14 protein-coding genes and 1 riboswitch are annotated in these 14555 nt (G+C 52.4%); of the genes, 10 read left to right on the top strand and 4 right to left on the bottom strand.

All coding sequences use genetic code 11. From position 1 onward, the window contains the following. Positions 1-273: 273 nt before the first annotated feature. Positions 274-2199 (bottom strand): ABC-F family ATP-binding cassette domain-containing protein, encoded by a 1926-nt coding sequence (locus tag ACVX3G_RS01375; protein WP_015373796.1) that lies wholly within the window; start codon positions 2197-2199, stop codon positions 274-276. Between the two features lie 96 nt (positions 2200-2295). Here ACVX3G_RS01375 and moaC point away from each other — a divergent pair, with 96 nt between their 5' ends. Genes moaC through tatC form a run of 4 tightly spaced genes read left to right on the top strand, consistent with a single transcriptional unit; the run spans position 2296 to position 4374 of the window. Continuing rightward, positions 2296-2784, top strand: a complete 489-nt coding sequence (gene moaC, locus ACVX3G_RS01370) for a cyclic pyranopterin monophosphate synthase MoaC (protein WP_011229750.1) — start codon at positions 2296-2298, stop codon at positions 2782-2784. Positions 2785-2799: 15 nt separating this feature from the next. Beyond that, entirely contained in the window at positions 2800-3441 is a 642-nt protein-coding gene (locus tag ACVX3G_RS01365; protein ID WP_013144051.1) for a redox-sensing transcriptional repressor Rex, read from the top strand. Between the two features lie 16 nt (positions 3442-3457). After that, the gene (tatA, locus tag ACVX3G_RS01360; protein WP_013144052.1) at positions 3458-3610 is read left to right on the top strand and encodes a twin-arginine translocase TatA/TatE family subunit; all 153 of its coding nucleotides are present in this window, start codon (positions 3458-3460) and stop codon (positions 3608-3610) included. Positions 3611-3630: 20 nt separating this feature from the next. Continuing rightward, positions 3631-4374, top strand: a complete 744-nt coding sequence (gene tatC, locus ACVX3G_RS01355; RefSeq protein WP_011229753.1) for a twin-arginine translocase subunit TatC — start codon at positions 3631-3633, stop codon at positions 4372-4374. A 183-nt stretch (positions 4375-4557) separates the two neighbouring features. Here tatC and ACVX3G_RS01350 read toward each other — a convergent pair whose 3' ends face one another. Together ACVX3G_RS01350 and ACVX3G_RS01345 are read right to left on the bottom strand one after the other, a co-directional pair. Beyond that, positions 4558-4737 (bottom strand): YdiK family protein, encoded by a 180-nt coding sequence (locus tag ACVX3G_RS01350; RefSeq protein WP_013522803.1) that lies wholly within the window; start codon positions 4735-4737, stop codon positions 4558-4560. Beyond that, a complete protein-coding gene (locus ACVX3G_RS01345) occupies positions 4734-5468 on the bottom strand; it encodes a lysostaphin resistance A-like protein (protein ID WP_479454564.1) in 735 nt (244 codons plus the stop codon). Before ACVX3G_RS01345 ends, ACVX3G_RS01350 begins: the two co-directional genes overlap by 4 nt. 356 nt (positions 5469-5824) lie before the next feature. On the opposite strand from ACVX3G_RS01345, the gene groES reads away from it, so the two are divergent. Further along, positions 5825-6109 carry a co-chaperone GroES gene (gene groES / locus ACVX3G_RS01340; protein ID WP_013144057.1) on the top strand — a complete coding sequence of 95 codons (285 nt, stop codon included), beginning with the start codon at positions 5825-5827 and terminating at the stop codon, positions 6107-6109. A 104-nt stretch (positions 6110-6213) separates the two neighbouring features. Next, positions 6214-7830 carry a chaperonin GroEL gene (groL, locus tag ACVX3G_RS01335; protein ID WP_479454563.1) on the top strand — a complete coding sequence of 539 codons (1617 nt, stop codon included), beginning with the start codon at positions 6214-6216 and terminating at the stop codon, positions 7828-7830. 167 nt (positions 7831-7997) lie between these two features. Here the strand turns inward: groL and ACVX3G_RS01330 are convergent, their stop codons facing one another. Further along, on the bottom strand, positions 7998-8417 hold the full coding sequence (locus ACVX3G_RS01330; protein ID WP_238981061.1) for a hypothetical protein: 420 nt from the start codon (positions 8415-8417) through the stop codon (positions 7998-8000). Positions 8418-8530: 113 nt separating this feature from the next. Here ACVX3G_RS01330 and fumC point away from each other — a divergent pair, with 113 nt between their 5' ends. The 4 genes from fumC to ACVX3G_RS01310 all read left to right on the top strand — a co-directional run bounded on the left by fumC (position 8531) and on the right by ACVX3G_RS01310 (position 14395). After that, a complete protein-coding gene (gene fumC, locus ACVX3G_RS01325; RefSeq protein WP_015373800.1) occupies positions 8531-9901 on the top strand; it encodes a class II fumarate hydratase in 1371 nt (456 codons plus the stop codon). 191 nt (positions 9902-10092) lie between these two features. Beyond that, positions 10093-11049: an AAA family ATPase gene (locus tag ACVX3G_RS01320; protein ID WP_129447574.1), complete on the top strand. Its 957-nt coding sequence runs from the start codon at positions 10093-10095 to the stop codon at positions 11047-11049. 5 nt (positions 11050-11054) lie between these two features. Continuing rightward, positions 11055-12236 carry a DUF58 domain-containing protein gene (locus ACVX3G_RS01315; RefSeq protein WP_479454562.1) on the top strand — a complete coding sequence of 394 codons (1182 nt, stop codon included), beginning with the start codon at positions 11055-11057 and terminating at the stop codon, positions 12234-12236. Further along, on the top strand, positions 12233-14395 hold the full coding sequence (locus tag ACVX3G_RS01310; RefSeq protein WP_033024545.1) for a transglutaminase TgpA family protein: 2163 nt from the start codon (positions 12233-12235) through the stop codon (positions 14393-14395). The genes ACVX3G_RS01315 and ACVX3G_RS01310 overlap by 4 nt, the downstream gene beginning before the upstream one ends. A 40-nt stretch (positions 14396-14435) precedes the next feature. Continuing rightward, positions 14436-14537: riboswitch (purine riboswitch) on the top strand. Positions 14538-14555: the final 18 nt, after the last annotated feature.

Raw genomic sequence — 14555 nt, 5'->3', positions numbered from 1 at the left:
AGGCAAACGGATCGTCCTTTTTGTTTTCATGTGAAAAAAGTTTGTGTATATTTTTATCCACAAATCTGTGGACAATGTGGAAAAAGCGGTAAAACATGATCAACATAAGAAAAACAATACACAGCGATTTTTGTGCAAAAGGAAGATGTTTTTTGTGGATAATGTGGAAAAGTTGGTGAATAACTTATATTCCATGGTGGAAATTGTGGATTCTTTTGTGGATAATGTGACTAACTAAAGAACAACCCGCCGAAACTAGAGGCGGGTTGTCGGTTATAGTGAAGTATAAAGCTGTTCCCATTCGGCCAATAACGTTTCGACTCGCTGCTTCCGCTCGTCGTTTTCTTGCGTCAATCGTTGCATCGTCTCATAGTCGCCGTAAACGGATGGATCACAAAGTTTTTGCTCGATCTCAGCGATTTGTGCTTCAAGCGCTGCAATCTCGGCTTCGATTTCATCCAAGCGGCGTTGGCGCTGGCGCCGTCGTTTTTTTTCCTCTTTTTCTTGCTCGTATGTCGTTTTGGCAGAATCACTTGCCGTTTCTGTCGGGCGGACGTTCAGGAGCGCCAATTCGCGCATTTCTTCTTTTTTGGCGATGTAGTAATCATAGTCGCCTAAGTATTCCGTTAGGCCTCCGCTGGAAAGTTCAAACACCTTTGTTGCGATTCGGTTGATGAAATAGCGGTCGTGGGAAACGAACAAAATCGTTCCCGGGTAGTCGATGAGCGCTTGCTCGAGCACTTCTTTGCTGTCAAGGTCGAGATGGTTTGTCGGTTCGTCCAAAAGAAGGACATTTGCTTTTTGCAGCATCAGCTTGGCGAGCGAAAGGCGTGCTTTCTCCCCGCCGCTTAAAGCGGAGACCGGTTTTAAAACGTCATCGCCGGAAAACAGGAAGTTGCCGAGCACGGTGCGAATTTCTTTTTCCGTCTTTTCGGGGTAGGCGTCCCACAGCTCGTCAAGCACCCGTTTGTTCGATGACAAATCAGCTTGGTCTTGATCGTAATAGCCGATTTGGACGTTTGCGCCGTAGCGGAGCTCTCCTGTTTGGATAGGGAGTTTTCGGGCGATCGCCTTCAGCAATGTCGACTTGCCGATGCCGTTCGGCCCGACTAGGGCGACGCTTTCGCCGCGCGTGATGCGGAAGCTGATTTGGCGGATGATGGGTGCACCGTCGTCATAGCCAACGGCTATGTCTTCAGCGGTGAGCACTTCATAGCCGCTCGGTCGATCGATCGAGAACGAAAAGGAGGCTGATTTTTCATCGCCGACAGGCCGTTCGAGCCGTTCTATTTTTTCCAGTTGCTTTCGCCGGCTTTGCGCCCGTTTGGCCGTCGAGGCACGTGCGATGTTGCGCTGGATGAAGTCTTGGAGTCGGGCGATTTCTTCTTGCTGTTTCTCGTACCGTCTTAACTCTTGTTCGTATTGCTCGGCCCGCAACTCCAAATAGCGGCTGTAGTTGCCGGCATAGTGTTTGAGCGTGGCATTCGACAGTTCGTATACGTCGGTGACGATTTTGTCTAAAAAGTAGCGGTCGTGGGAAACAACCAGGACGGCACCGGGATAGGCTTGCAAGTACTGCTCCAGCCAGGCAAGCGTCTCAAGATCCAAATGGTTCGTCGGCTCGTCCAAAATCAATAAATCCGGCTTGGACAACAGCAATTTCCCAAGGGCAAGCCGCGTCCGCTGTCCGCCGCTTAACGACGAGACCGGCGTAGTTTTATAATCATATGAGGAAAACTGCAGCCCGTGCAAAACGGAGCGGATGTCGGCTTCGTATTGGTAGCCGCCTTGTTCTTTGTATTGTTCTTGCAGCTCGTCATACATTTTCAGCGTTTTTTCATAGCGAGCGGGATCGGCGAGTACGTCCGGGTCGCCGAGTTGCATGCTGAGTTCGGCGAGCTGTTTTTCGAGTCCTAGAAGCGGGGTGAATACCTCAAGCATTTCGTCCCAAATGGAACGCGGCGAGTCGAGCCCGCTGTTTTGCGCCAAATAGCCGATTTTGATATGGTTTGGTTTGATGATTTTGCCGCTGTCGAAAGAGAGTTCACCGGCGATGATTTTCAACAATGTCGATTTTCCCGCTCCGTTGCGGCCGACAAGGGCGATTCGGTCGCGGGACTGTATTTCTAGTTTTATATTCGATAAAATAAGGTCAGCGCCGAAATATTTCGTGAGCCCGTGCACTTGCAAAATGATCATGTCCGTCACCTCGCGAATAGTTTAACGCAAGTCGCGAAAACGGTCAAAGACGAATGATGAAAAATCGTGTATAGTGTATAAATGGAGGAGATTGTATTGTCATCGTTCACTCATTTCAATGAACAAGGGCGCGCGAAAATGGTTGATATTACGCACAAAGAAGATACTGTGCGAGTGGCTGTGGCGCAAACGAGCGTGACTGTCAGCCGGGAAATTTACGAAAAAATGACGAGCAATGCGATCGAGAAAGGGGATGTGCTCGCCGTCGCTCAAGTGGCGGGGGTGATGGCGGCGAAGAAGACAGCTGACCTTATTCCAATGTGTCACCCGCTTATGTTAAAGGGTGTGGACATTGCTTTTGCTTGGGAAAACGATGGAGAAGCGCATAAGCTCGTCATCACGGCAACGGTGAAAACGAAAGGGAGCACAGGAGTGGAAATGGAAGCGCTGACGGCCGCTTCGGTCTGTGCGTTGACAGTGTACGATATGTGCAAGGCGCTTGATAAAGGAATGGTCATCGGTCCGACGTATTTGGTCGAAAAAACGGGCGGGAAGTCTGGCCATTACCGACGGAAAACCGATTAGCTAGGGGATGAGATCATGAGCAACGAACAACCGAAAATTCCGCAGGCAACCGCCAAACGGCTGCCGCTTTACTATCGGTTTTTGAAAAACTTGCACGCTTCCGGCAAGCAACGCGTCTCCTCTGCCGAGTTGAGCGAGGCGGTGAAAGTCGATCCGGCGACGATCCGCCGCGATTTCTCCTATTTTGGCGCGCTTGGTAAAAAGGGATACGGGTATAATGTCAATTATTTGTTGTCGTTTTTCCGCCGGACGCTTGAAGAGGATGAGGTGACCGAAGTCGCCTTGTTTGGCGTCGGCAATTTAGGCACCGCCTTTTTAAACTATAATTTTTCGAAAAACAACAATACGAAAATCGTGATGGCGTTTGATGTCGATGAGCGGAAAGTAGGAACGACAGTCGGCGGGGTGCCGGTCTATCATCTCGATGAGTTGGAGGAGCGGCTTCACGAAAACATCCCGGTCGCCATTTTAACCGTGCCGGCCGCCGCGGCTCAAGCGCTGACCGACCGCCTTGTCGCCCAAGGAATTAAAGGCATTTTAAACTTTACTCCGGCGCGGTTGAACGTGCCGAACCATATTCGCGTCCATCATATCGATTTAGCCATTGAGCTGCAGTCGCTCGTCTATTTTTTGAAAAACTATCCATCGCCATCGTAAAAGGAGAGAACAACACATGAAATATTTGTTGCTCGTTGCTGTGATTTTGTTGCTGTTTGGCACGAAAAAGCTGCCAGAATTAGGGCGGTCGTTCGGCCAGTCGCTTCGCGAGTTTAAAGACGCCACAAAAGGGCTCGCTGATGACGAAGAAACGAAAACCGACCGATGACAAGGCAGGATGGAGAAACAATGAATGACAAAGAAATGTCGGTGTATGAGCATCTGGGTGAACTGCGAAAACGGCTCATCATCGTGCTCATCTTTTTTGCTGCGGCGCTTGTCGTTAGTTTCTTTTTTGTCGATGATGTCATTTTGTATTTGCAGCGAACGGCCGAGGCGAAGCATTTGACCATGAACGCCTTCCGCCTCACCGATCCGATTAAAGTGTATTTTCAGTTTGCCTTTGTCATCGCAGCTGTGCTGTCGGCTCCGGTGCTGTTGTATCAAATTTGGGCGTTTGTCAGCCCCGGTCTGTATGAAAAAGAGCGGAAAGTGACGTTAAGCTATATCCCGGCGTCGATCGTTCTTTTTTTAGCAGGCGTCAGCTTCGCTTATTTCGTCTTGTTTCCGTTTGTCGTTCGATTTATGAGCCAGCTGGCTGACCAACTAGGGGTTCAACAAATGATCGGCATTAATGAATATTTTCAGTTTTTGCTTCAGCTCGTGCTGCCGTTTGGCATCGTATTTCAGCTTCCGATTGTTGTGCTGTTTTTTACCCGCTTAGGGCTTATTACGCCGCAGCTTCTTGTTCGCATCCGCAAGTATGCGTATTTAGCGCTGCTTATTTTAGCGGCGGTCATTACGCCGCCGGATGTGTTGTCGCAAGTGATCGTCATGATTCCGCTCACCATTTTGTATGAAGGAAGCATTTGGGTGGCGCGCATCGGCTATCGGAAAGCGCAGCGAGCAGTCGAGCAGGAAGGCAATGAGTGAGGCGGGACGAAAAACATTGAGAGGAAAGCGAGCAAGGCCGGGCCAAACGAAGGGGCTGTCTCAAAAGCCGCAAAACAGGGTTTTGAGGCCGGCCTCTTGTTTTTTTGTTTCCATTTTCACGATATGATCGCCGTCATGGGATTGATGTTCTGGTCCCTTCCCGCGCGAATCACGGGAAGGGGGTCAGCGTTTTGAGGCGAAAAGAAGGCGAAGGGCGGTGCCGAAATCAAAGGCAGCGAGCGCCGCTAAAGCGATGGTGGAGACGTTCCAAACCGTTTCATGAGCACTTTCGATGGCCAAATACGTAAACATTGAGCCTAAGACGAAATACAGAAGCGAAAACAGCCGAGGGTTTCGCATCATAGCCAAACCCTCCAAACGGCGAGCGGCAGCTCGGACTGGCGCATCATTTTCTCAATCTCGTCGGCCAATAGCGTCTGCATGACGACGACGAACGTATTCATGGCGACATGGGCGAAAATCGGTACGAAAATGCGTCCGGTTTTTGCGTATAAAAACGCGAATACCATCCCCATGGATGTGTACAGAAGCAAATGTTCCGGCTCCATATGGACAATGGCAAACAAAAGCGAACTGACAAGCGCAGCAAGCCAAAAGTTGTATTTTTCATAAAGCGAGCCGAAAATGATTTTGCGGAAGATGAGCTCTTCCAAAATCGGGCCGATGACGGAGGTGACGACGATAAGCAGCGGCGTCAGGCGGATGATATCGATGATTTGCCTTGTATTTTCCGACCCTGGTTTGATGCCGAGCAGCCGCCATTCGATGTTGGCGGCGATGCTTTGGGCCGCGAGCGCCAAAAAGACGCCCAAGACCGCCCACATCCACGAGGAAGCAAGCGGCAGCCGCCGCATCATTCGTTCGTTGCGGTCACCGCGGAGCAGCCATAGGATAATGACAAAAGCGAGCAGGAAACTAATGATCGCCCAATACCCGGAAGCCAGTTTGGCGGCTTCGAGGCGGCTTTCCGTTCCTTGGCCGACGCCGAGGGCGCGAAGAAGCGGCACGCCGACAAAGGCGGACAGCTGCATGACGATATACGTGATGATGACGTACCAGTGGTTGCGTTTCAAACCCTCTACCCCTTTTATTTCAAATTATATCCGTATTGTAGCACATGTATGGCGAAAATAGTAAGAAAACTGCATCCTCGCATCCCACCTCACCGCCGTAAAAAAAATTAACCGGAGCCGTTTATCAGTCCGAGGAATGTGAAATAATGAAAACGGGCTCCGCGCGGATGGGGAGTAGAGGCAAAACAACCGGCTCCTTTTGCTCTTTCTTCTTTAGGAGAGAAAAACAGTTATTTTTTTGCATTTCCTACTTGCAAAACTGAAAGAAGTTCATTAATATTATAAGTGTGTTAGCACTCAATAGTGATGAGTGCTAATAAGAACGGCGAAAACTATCGTTAAGGAGGTTGTTCCCCGTGTTGAAGCCATTAGGCGATCGTATTGTCATTGAAGTCGTGGAAACAGAAGAAAAAACGGCTAGCGGTATCGTTCTGCCGGATACGGCGAAAGAAAAACCGCAAGAAGGCCGCGTTGTTGCTGTCGGTGCAGGCCGCGTGCTCGATAACGGCCAACGCATCGCGCCGGAAGTCGAAGTTGGCGACCGCATTATCTTCTCGAAATATGCGGGCACAGAAGTGAAATACGACGGCAAAGAATACTTAATTTTGCGCGAAAGCGATATTTTGGCTGTCATCCGCTAATATATGCGTTCATCACATAAACATTCCGAAAACATACTGGGTACTTAATCGGATACTTAACTTGTGGCACGCAGTCCAACAATTTCATAAGGAGGTAACGGGGTATGGCAAAACAAATCAAGTTCAGTGAAGAAGCGCGCCGTGCGATGTTGCGCGGGGTGGACAAACTTGCAGACGCAGTGAAAGTCACATTAGGTCCGAAAGGCCGCAACGTCGTATTGGAGAAAAAATTCGGTTCGCCGCTCATCACGAATGACGGGGTAACGATCGCGAAAGAAATCGAGCTCGAAGATCCGTTTGAAAACATGGGCGCGAAATTGGTCGCTGAAGTCGCCAGCAAAACGAACGACATCGCTGGGGACGGTACAACAACCGCTACGGTATTGGCTCAAGCGATGATCCGCGAAGGCTTGAAAAACGTAGCAGCTGGTGCCAACCCGATGGGCATCCGTCGCGGTATCGAAAAAGCGGTTGCTGTTGCGGTTGAAGAATTGAAAGCCATCTCCAAACCGATTAAAGGAAAAGAGTCGATCGCCCAAGTTGCTGCGATCTCGGCTGCTGACGAAGAAGTCGGCCAATTGATCGCTGAAGCGATGGAACGCGTTGGCAATGATGGCGTTATCACGCTTGAAGAGTCGAAAGGCTTCACGACGGAACTCGACGTTGTCGAAGGGATGCAATTCGACCGCGGTTACGTTTCACCGTACATGATTACGGATACGGAAAAAATGGAAGCTGTCCTTGAAAATCCGTACATCCTCATCACGGACAAAAAAGTATCGAGCATTCAAGAACTGTTGCCTGTTCTTGAGCAAGTCGTGCAACAAGGCCGTCCGCTCTTGATCATTGCGGAAGATGTTGAAGGCGAAGCATTGGCGACGCTTGTTGTCAACAAACTGCGCGGCACGTTCAATGCGGTAGCTGTCAAAGCGCCTGGCTTCGGTGACCGCCGCAAAGCGATGCTCGAAGACATCGCGATTTTAACGGGCGGTGAAGTCATCTCCGAAGAGCTCGGCCGCGAACTGAAATCGACAACGATCGCTTCGCTCGGCCGTGCGTCGAAAGTTGTTGTTACGAAAGAAACGACGACGATCGTCGAAGGCGCTGGCGATTCGGAGCGCATCAAAGCGCGCATCAACCAAATCCGTGCGCAGCTTGAAGAAACGACTTCGGAATTCGACCGCGAAAAACTGCAAGAACGCTTGGCGAAACTCGCTGGCGGCGTAGCGGTCATCAAAGTGGGCGCAGCGACAGAAACGGAATTGAAAGAACGCAAACTGCGCATCGAAGACGCGCTCAACTCGACTCGTGCGGCTGTTGAAGAAGGCATTGTCGCTGGCGGCGGTACGGCATTGATGAATGTCTACAGCAAAGTCGCGGCCATCGAAGCGGAAGGCGATGAAGCAACCGGCGTGAAAATCGTCTTGCGCGCAATCGAAGAACCGGTTCGTCAAATCGCGCAAAACGCTGGTCTGGAAGGCTCGATCATCGTTGAGCGCCTGAAAAACGAAAAACCGGGCATCGGCTTCAACGCGGCAACAGGTGAATGGGTCGACATGATCGAAGCTGGCATCGTGGACCCGACGAAAGTCACTCGTTCGGCGCTGCAAAACGCTGCCTCTGTCGCCGCCATGGTCTTGACGACAGAAGCGGTCGTTGCCGACAAACCGGAAGAAAACAAAGGCAACAACAACATGCCGGATATGGGCGGCATGATGTAATCTCGCCGCAAAAGCCTTGGAACACTGGGGGTTTCCCCGGTGTTCTTTTTCTTTTTGACTATATATGCCTCAGCCAGGTGTTCTTACAGCCGCTGATCGGGTGAAGGGCAGCTGTTGTTTCTCCCTCATATCGCTATTCTATTGCACCTTTTCCTCCGCTGTGCTAGTTATCGCACCTCAATGAAAAACGCATAAATCGCATCCCCTTTTTTCCAAGAGGCGTGAATGGCATAAATGTATGCCCCTTTCTTTTCCGGAAGAGTAATGATTCCGTTTTGCACCGGGCGCCAGTCGGCATCTCCGCCGTTCCATACACCCGCTTCGATCGTCAACGGGCGGTCGTCAAATTGGAGGTGTAATTTTGCCCCAGGGGCAACCGGATAGGGATTCATGTTTTTCACGAGCAGCGGCGGGGCGGCAGCGTCGGCCACGACTCCGCGGCCGCCTGTTGACCATGTATATGTTCCGAGGCGGTGGTCGATTGTCTCTCCGTCGACGGCCAATCGTAAGTCAGGCGGTTGGATGTCGCCCGATTGGCAACCGGACAGCCATACAGCGATGAGGAGCCATAGCCATCTATTTTTCATGTCGTTTCCCCCTTTCTCAGTTAGACGTTTTGCCTGCTCATTTGTTTCATTGTCGATTGTGATTTTGGGTAAAATTAGAAATGGAAAGGCGATATCCAAAGGAGGAGAATGGAATGAACGTGCGGATTGAACGCGATTCGCTCGGTGAGGTGCAGGTGCCGGCTGATAAGTACTGGGGGGCGCAGACGGAGCGAAGCCGGCAAAACTTTCACATCGGCACGGAAACAATGCCGTTGGAATTGATCTATGCGTATGCCGAGCTGAAAAAAGCGGCGGCCATCGTCAACCACCGAGCCGGGAAGTTGAGCGAAGCGAAGCAGCGGGCAATTGTCGCCGCGTGCGAGGAAATTTTGGCGGGCCAATGGGATGAGCATTTCCCGCTCGTCGTCTGGCAGACGGGAAGCGGGACGCAGACGAACATGAACGTCAATGAAGTCGTGGCGAGACGGGCGAGCGAGCTGCTGGATGAGGGGGAAGGGCGCATTCACCCGAACGATGATGTGAACATGTCGCAAAGCTCGAACGACACATTCCCAACTGTGATGCATATCGCGATCTTCACGAAGATCCAAACGCACCTCCTGCCAGCGCTTGATGGCTTGATCGGGACATTCGCGACCAAAGAACGCCAATATGGGAAGACGATCAAAATCGGGCGCACCCACTTGCAAGACGCGACGCCGCTCACATTTGGGCAGGAGATTTCCGGTTGGCGGGCGATGCTTGAGAAAAGCAAGGCGATGATCATGGAGGCGAGTGAGAAGCTGCTTGATTTGGCGATCGGCGGCACGGCGGTTGGCACCGGAATCAATGCGCCGCCGGGATTTGGCGAGCAAGTGGCCGAGCAGCTAAAAACGCAGACGGGCTATCCGTTCCGTTCGTCAACCAATAAATTCCATGCGCTGACAAGCCATGATGAGATCGTGTATGTCCACGGAGCGTTGAAAGCGCTCGCCGCCGATTTGATGAAAATCGCCAACGATATCCGCTGGCTGGCGAGCGGGCCGCGCTCCGGGCTCGGGGAGATCACGATTCCAGCCAATGAACCCGGAAGCTCGATCATGCCGGGGAAAGTGAATCCAACGCAAAGCGAAGCGATGACGATGGTCGCTGTGCAAGTGTTCGGCAATGACGCCACGATCGGCTTTGCGGCGAGCCAAGGCAACTTCCAATTAAATGTGTTCAAGCCGGTCATCGCCTATAACGCCATTCAGTCCGTGCAGCTACTCGGCGATGTGATCCGCTCGTTTGATGAACGGTGCGCCCAAGGGCTGGAGGCGAACGAAGCGAAAATGAAAGAATACGTGGACCGCTCACTCATGCTCGTGACGGCGTTGAGCCCGCGTATCGGCTACGACCGGGCGGCGGAAATCGCGAAGCTCGCCCATCGCGAAGGGTTGACGCTCAAGGAAGCGGCATTGAAAACCGGGTATGTGACAGCTGAGCAGTACGAAGAATGGGTGAGGCCGGAGAAAATGATTTAAGGGAAAAGCGCTCATCCCGCTTCCGTGGGATGGGCGTTTTCATTTTTGACTTCTCCCTTTTTTTCTCCTTCTCCCCTTTGTTGCAAATCCATTCCAAAAGTTGTGTATATTCGATATTATATTAATAGTAGAAACTAGATAGTGCCTACTCCTAAAAGTCCCATTGATCACCATAAAAGGAGTTTGATGTCATGACGATCAACGAACCGTTGCTTTCCCCGCTTGAGCAAGTTGTCCGCAATATTGAACAAGTCATTGTCGGAAAACGCAATGTCATTGTGCTCAGTTTAACGGCGCTGTTGGCCAAGGGCCATGTGTTGCTTGAAGATGTGCCGGGCGTCGGCAAGACGATGCTTGTGCGCGCGCTGGCGAAATCATTCAACGTGGAGCTCAAGCGCATTCAGTTTACGCCGGATTTGCTGCCGAGCGATGTGATCGGCGTTTCCGTCTATAATCCAAAAGAACGGCAGTTTGAGTACAAGCCCGGCCCGATTGTCGCTCATATTGTGTTGGCTGATGAGATTAACCGGACGTCGCCGAAAACGCAGTCGGCGCTGCTTGAGGCGATGGAAGAAGGAAGTGTGACGGTGGATGGTGTCACCCGGGTGTTGCCGCAGCCGTTTTTGGTGATGGCGACGCAAAATCCGATTGAGTATGAAGGAACGTACCCGCTCCCCGAGGCCCAGCTTGACCGGTTTTTGTTGAAATTGCACATGGGCTATCCGTCCCCTGACGAGGAAATCGAAATGTTAAACCGTCTAGAAAAGACGGCACCGCTGGCGGAGATCGGCCCGGTGATGTCGCTTGATGAATTGCTTGCGTTGCAACGAAAGGTAGCCGACGTGCATGTGAGCGATACCGTGAAACGATATATCGTCGATCTTATCCAGCAAAGCCGTCAGCATGAAGCGGTCTATTTAGGCGTCAGCCCGCGCGGGTCCGTCGCTTTGATGAAGGCGGCGCAAGCGTACGCGTTCATCCATGGCCGCGATTTTGTCATCCCCGATGATGTGCAGCACCTTGCTCCCTATGTGCTGGCTCATCGCCTGCTTATTCGCCCGGAAGCGAAATGGGACAAGCTTGATGCTGAAATGGTCGTCAGTCAGCTTGTTTCCCGTACGCCGGTGCCGGTGCAAGGGCGGAGATAAAAGCGATGAACGCGAAGCGAATGAAGAAGGGGAGGCGTTGGCTCCCGCTTATTGGATTGTTGCTGTTGACCGCAATCTTGTTTTCCTACGCCATGTTTCAAGGTGGATTTGTCAGCTGGTTTTTGTTTTACAGCTTTTTGCCGTTCGGTTTGTATGCGTTCTTGGTCGCGATGTATCCGCTTCGACGCGCCGCGGTAAGCCGGACGGTGCCGGCGCGGCGCTACCATGCGGGTGAATCGATTCCGGTGATGGTTCGTATCGAGTTGCCGTGGGCGGTTCCGCTGGCGGCGCTTGCTGTTGCTGAGGAAGGGTGGAAGCACGGAGGAGAGATGATTGCGATTGCTTGGCCGTTTCGCCGCCATCTTTCTTGTACATGGCCGCTTTCCTTGCCGCGCGGCCGTCATCAATTGGAAGCTGTTCGCTTGGAAGCGCGCGATGTCTTTGGCTGGGTGAACAAAACGGCATCGTTTTATGCCCCGTGCACGGTCATCGTCTATCCACGTTATATCGAATGGCCGCCTGAGATGGTGCGCGAATGGTTTGCCCAAGGAAAAGCTGCGCGCACGCTTGCCTATCGCCGCGATATGGCCGTGGCGGCCGGCGCCCGTGAATACGTGCCTGGGGACAAAATGTCGTGGGTGCATTGGAAGGCGTCAGCGCGCAGACAGGAACTGATGACCAAAGAGTTTGATGAACAGCGCAATGACGATTGGATCGTTGTGCTCGACGGCGCCGCGTCTCCATGGTTTGAGGAGCTTGTCACGTTAGCGGCTTCCGTATCGAAGGCGTTGATAGATGAAGGGGTGCCGGTCGGGATGCTCGTTGCTGGAAAAGAGCGTTCTTTCTTAGCGCCGCGCCGCCATGACGGACAGTGGCAGTCGATTCTTCTCCGGTTGGCGGAAGTGGACGTCGGCGGCCAAGAGCCGCTCGCGCATGTTTTAGCTGAGGAGGCGAACTGGAGGACGGCTGCTGGTTGCATCATTGTGACGTCCGCGTTGTCCGCCCAGTTGGCCGGGCAGCTGCGAGCAATGGCGCCAAAACGCCATATTGTTCTGTATGTTGTCAACCGTGAATGGGGAGAGGATGAGCGGAATTGGGCGGACAGGCTTCGCCGCAGCGGAGTGTACGTATCGCGCATTGACCCGCAGGCGTTGCAAACCGTCCGGCAAGGAGGAGGAGACGGATGAGACCGTTAGGGGCAAACATGTTATCTACCGTGCTGTCTAACGCCCTAGCCGCTTGGCTGCTCACGGAATGGCTTTGGCCGTTAGAGGCCGTCACCGATACAGCGCATATAGGCGTGTTTGTATCATTTGTCGCCCTTTGTTTCGGACTTCATTTGCTCCGTGTTCCCATATGGCTTTCCGCGCTCGGGAAAATGGTTTATATATGGTGGGCGCTTTCTCGTCTATTTTCTTTTGCTTCGATCGCCGCTTTGCCTCATGCACTTTGGCGGGATAGCACCGTCTGGTTGTTGGGCGACCGGTCTTCTATGCCGGGTGATGCGCTGCGCACCTTTGTCTTTTTTCTGCTGTTATGGGCCGTTTCGTTCCTGTTGCATTGGCTTATTGTACGGCGGAATCGGTGGTTTGTCCCATACGCGTTGACAGTTGGGTATATCGCTGTGCTTGATACGTTTCTGCCATATAGCGGCAACGGGGCGATCCTTCGTCTTGTTGCGCTCGGCTTTTTTGCCTTCGTTTGGCTCCAGGGCGAAGAGCTGCAGGCAAAAGCGCCGTCTTTTCGCATCGGAAAGTGGCGGGCGGCCGCTCTATTCATTCCTGCCGTCGCTCTTGCGGTTGGGTATGCGGGTCCGAAGCTGCCGCCGCAATGGCCGGATCCGGTGGCGTTTATCCGCAGCTATCACGCCCAGCCGGAAGAAACGAACGATGACTCACCTTCTCCTGGTGTGGCAAAAGTGGGATATGGGCAAAATGATTCCCGCCTCGGCGGGCCGTTTATTGCTGATGATGCCGTCGTTTTCATTGCCAAAGACCAAGGCCGTCATTATTGGCGCGTCGAAACGAAAGACATTTACACGGGAAAAGGGTGGGAAGCGTTTCAAAGCGAACAAGTCCAGTCGTTTGGAAACGGTGAGCTGATTAGGTATGAATGGTGGAGCGACAAAGTCAAGACGGTCGAGCAGACGGCGGAAATCACCCGCCAAGACCAGGCGTTTCATCTCGTCTATCCGCTCGGCTTGCAACAGGTGCAAACGTCTGACCATATCGTCTACCGCATGCATATGGCGACGGAAAAAATTTATACGAGCGATCAAAACGCCAACGCGCTTCCGATCCGTCAGTATATGCTGACGTATATGGAGCCAGATTTTCCGATTGAGGCATTGCGCGCCGCGCCTCCTGTCCAAGACCCGCCCTTTTTGAAACGTTATACGCAATTGCCAGAGACGCTTCCGCAGCGGGTTCGCGAGTTGGCGAAGCAAATTACTGATGGAAAAGAAACCGTGTACGACAAGGTAAAAGCGATCGAGCAATACTTCCATCTGAACGGATACACGTACGAAACGACGGACGTCGCTGTTCCCGGGCCTGATCAAGATTACGTCGACCAGTTTTTATTTGAGACGAAGCAAGGGTATTGCGACAATTTTTCCACCTCGATGGCGGTGCTCGTCCGCACACTGGGCATTCCAGCGCGCTGGGTGAAAGGGTACACATCCGGACGGTTGGTTGGGGAACAAGACGGGCAATCGGTTTATGAAGTGCGCAACAACGACGCCCATTCATGGGTCGAAGTGTATTTTGAAGGCATCGGCTGGGTGCCATTTGAACCGACGCAAGGGTTTGTCAATCCATATGCGTTCTCGCTTGCCGCTTCGAATCCAGAGGAGCCAGAACCACAGCTGCAGCCGGAAGAACGGGAAACGCCGCGTGTGCCGCTCGATCAATTACTTGAGCAACCTTCGACGGCACAGGGGGAGCATTGGTGGGAGAAGCTGGCGGATGTTTGGTCGTGGAAAATGGGGTTGACCACGCTGGTCGTGTTGGCCGTGTTGGGCGGAGCGGCCTATGCGACAAGGCGGAAATGGTGGCCGCGCTTTACGCTGTTTCGGTTCCGCCGCCGGAAACTCGATGGGGCCGCCTGGCTCATTTCTGCGTACGGGGCGCTTCTTCGCCATTTGCAAGATTATGGACTTAAGCGTCGGCCGCATGAAACGCTGCGTCAATACGCCGCCGAAGTGGATCGCCTGTTTGAAACAGATGAAATGAATCGGTTGACGAAACTATATGAACGCGCCGTATACGGAACGGGAATCAAGGAAGCCAATGTCCGTGAAGCGGTGGAATTGTGGGAAAATTTAATAAAAAGGACGATCTCTTGACCGTATGCTGGCAAGTTGATAGAATGAACTCAAATTTGCATACGGATAGACGAAAGCCCTTCATATAAGCGCAAGAATATGGCTTGCGCGTCTCTACCGGGCCGCCGTAAACGGCCCGACTATGAAGGCAGAAGACGCTGCTATTCTGCCTTCATCCATG

The sequence above is a fragment of the Geobacillus sp. PLS 41 genome (assembly GCF_056494105.1).
Note: the sequence above shows the minus strand (reverse complement) of the source record. Positions and strands in the feature narration are given on the sequence as shown.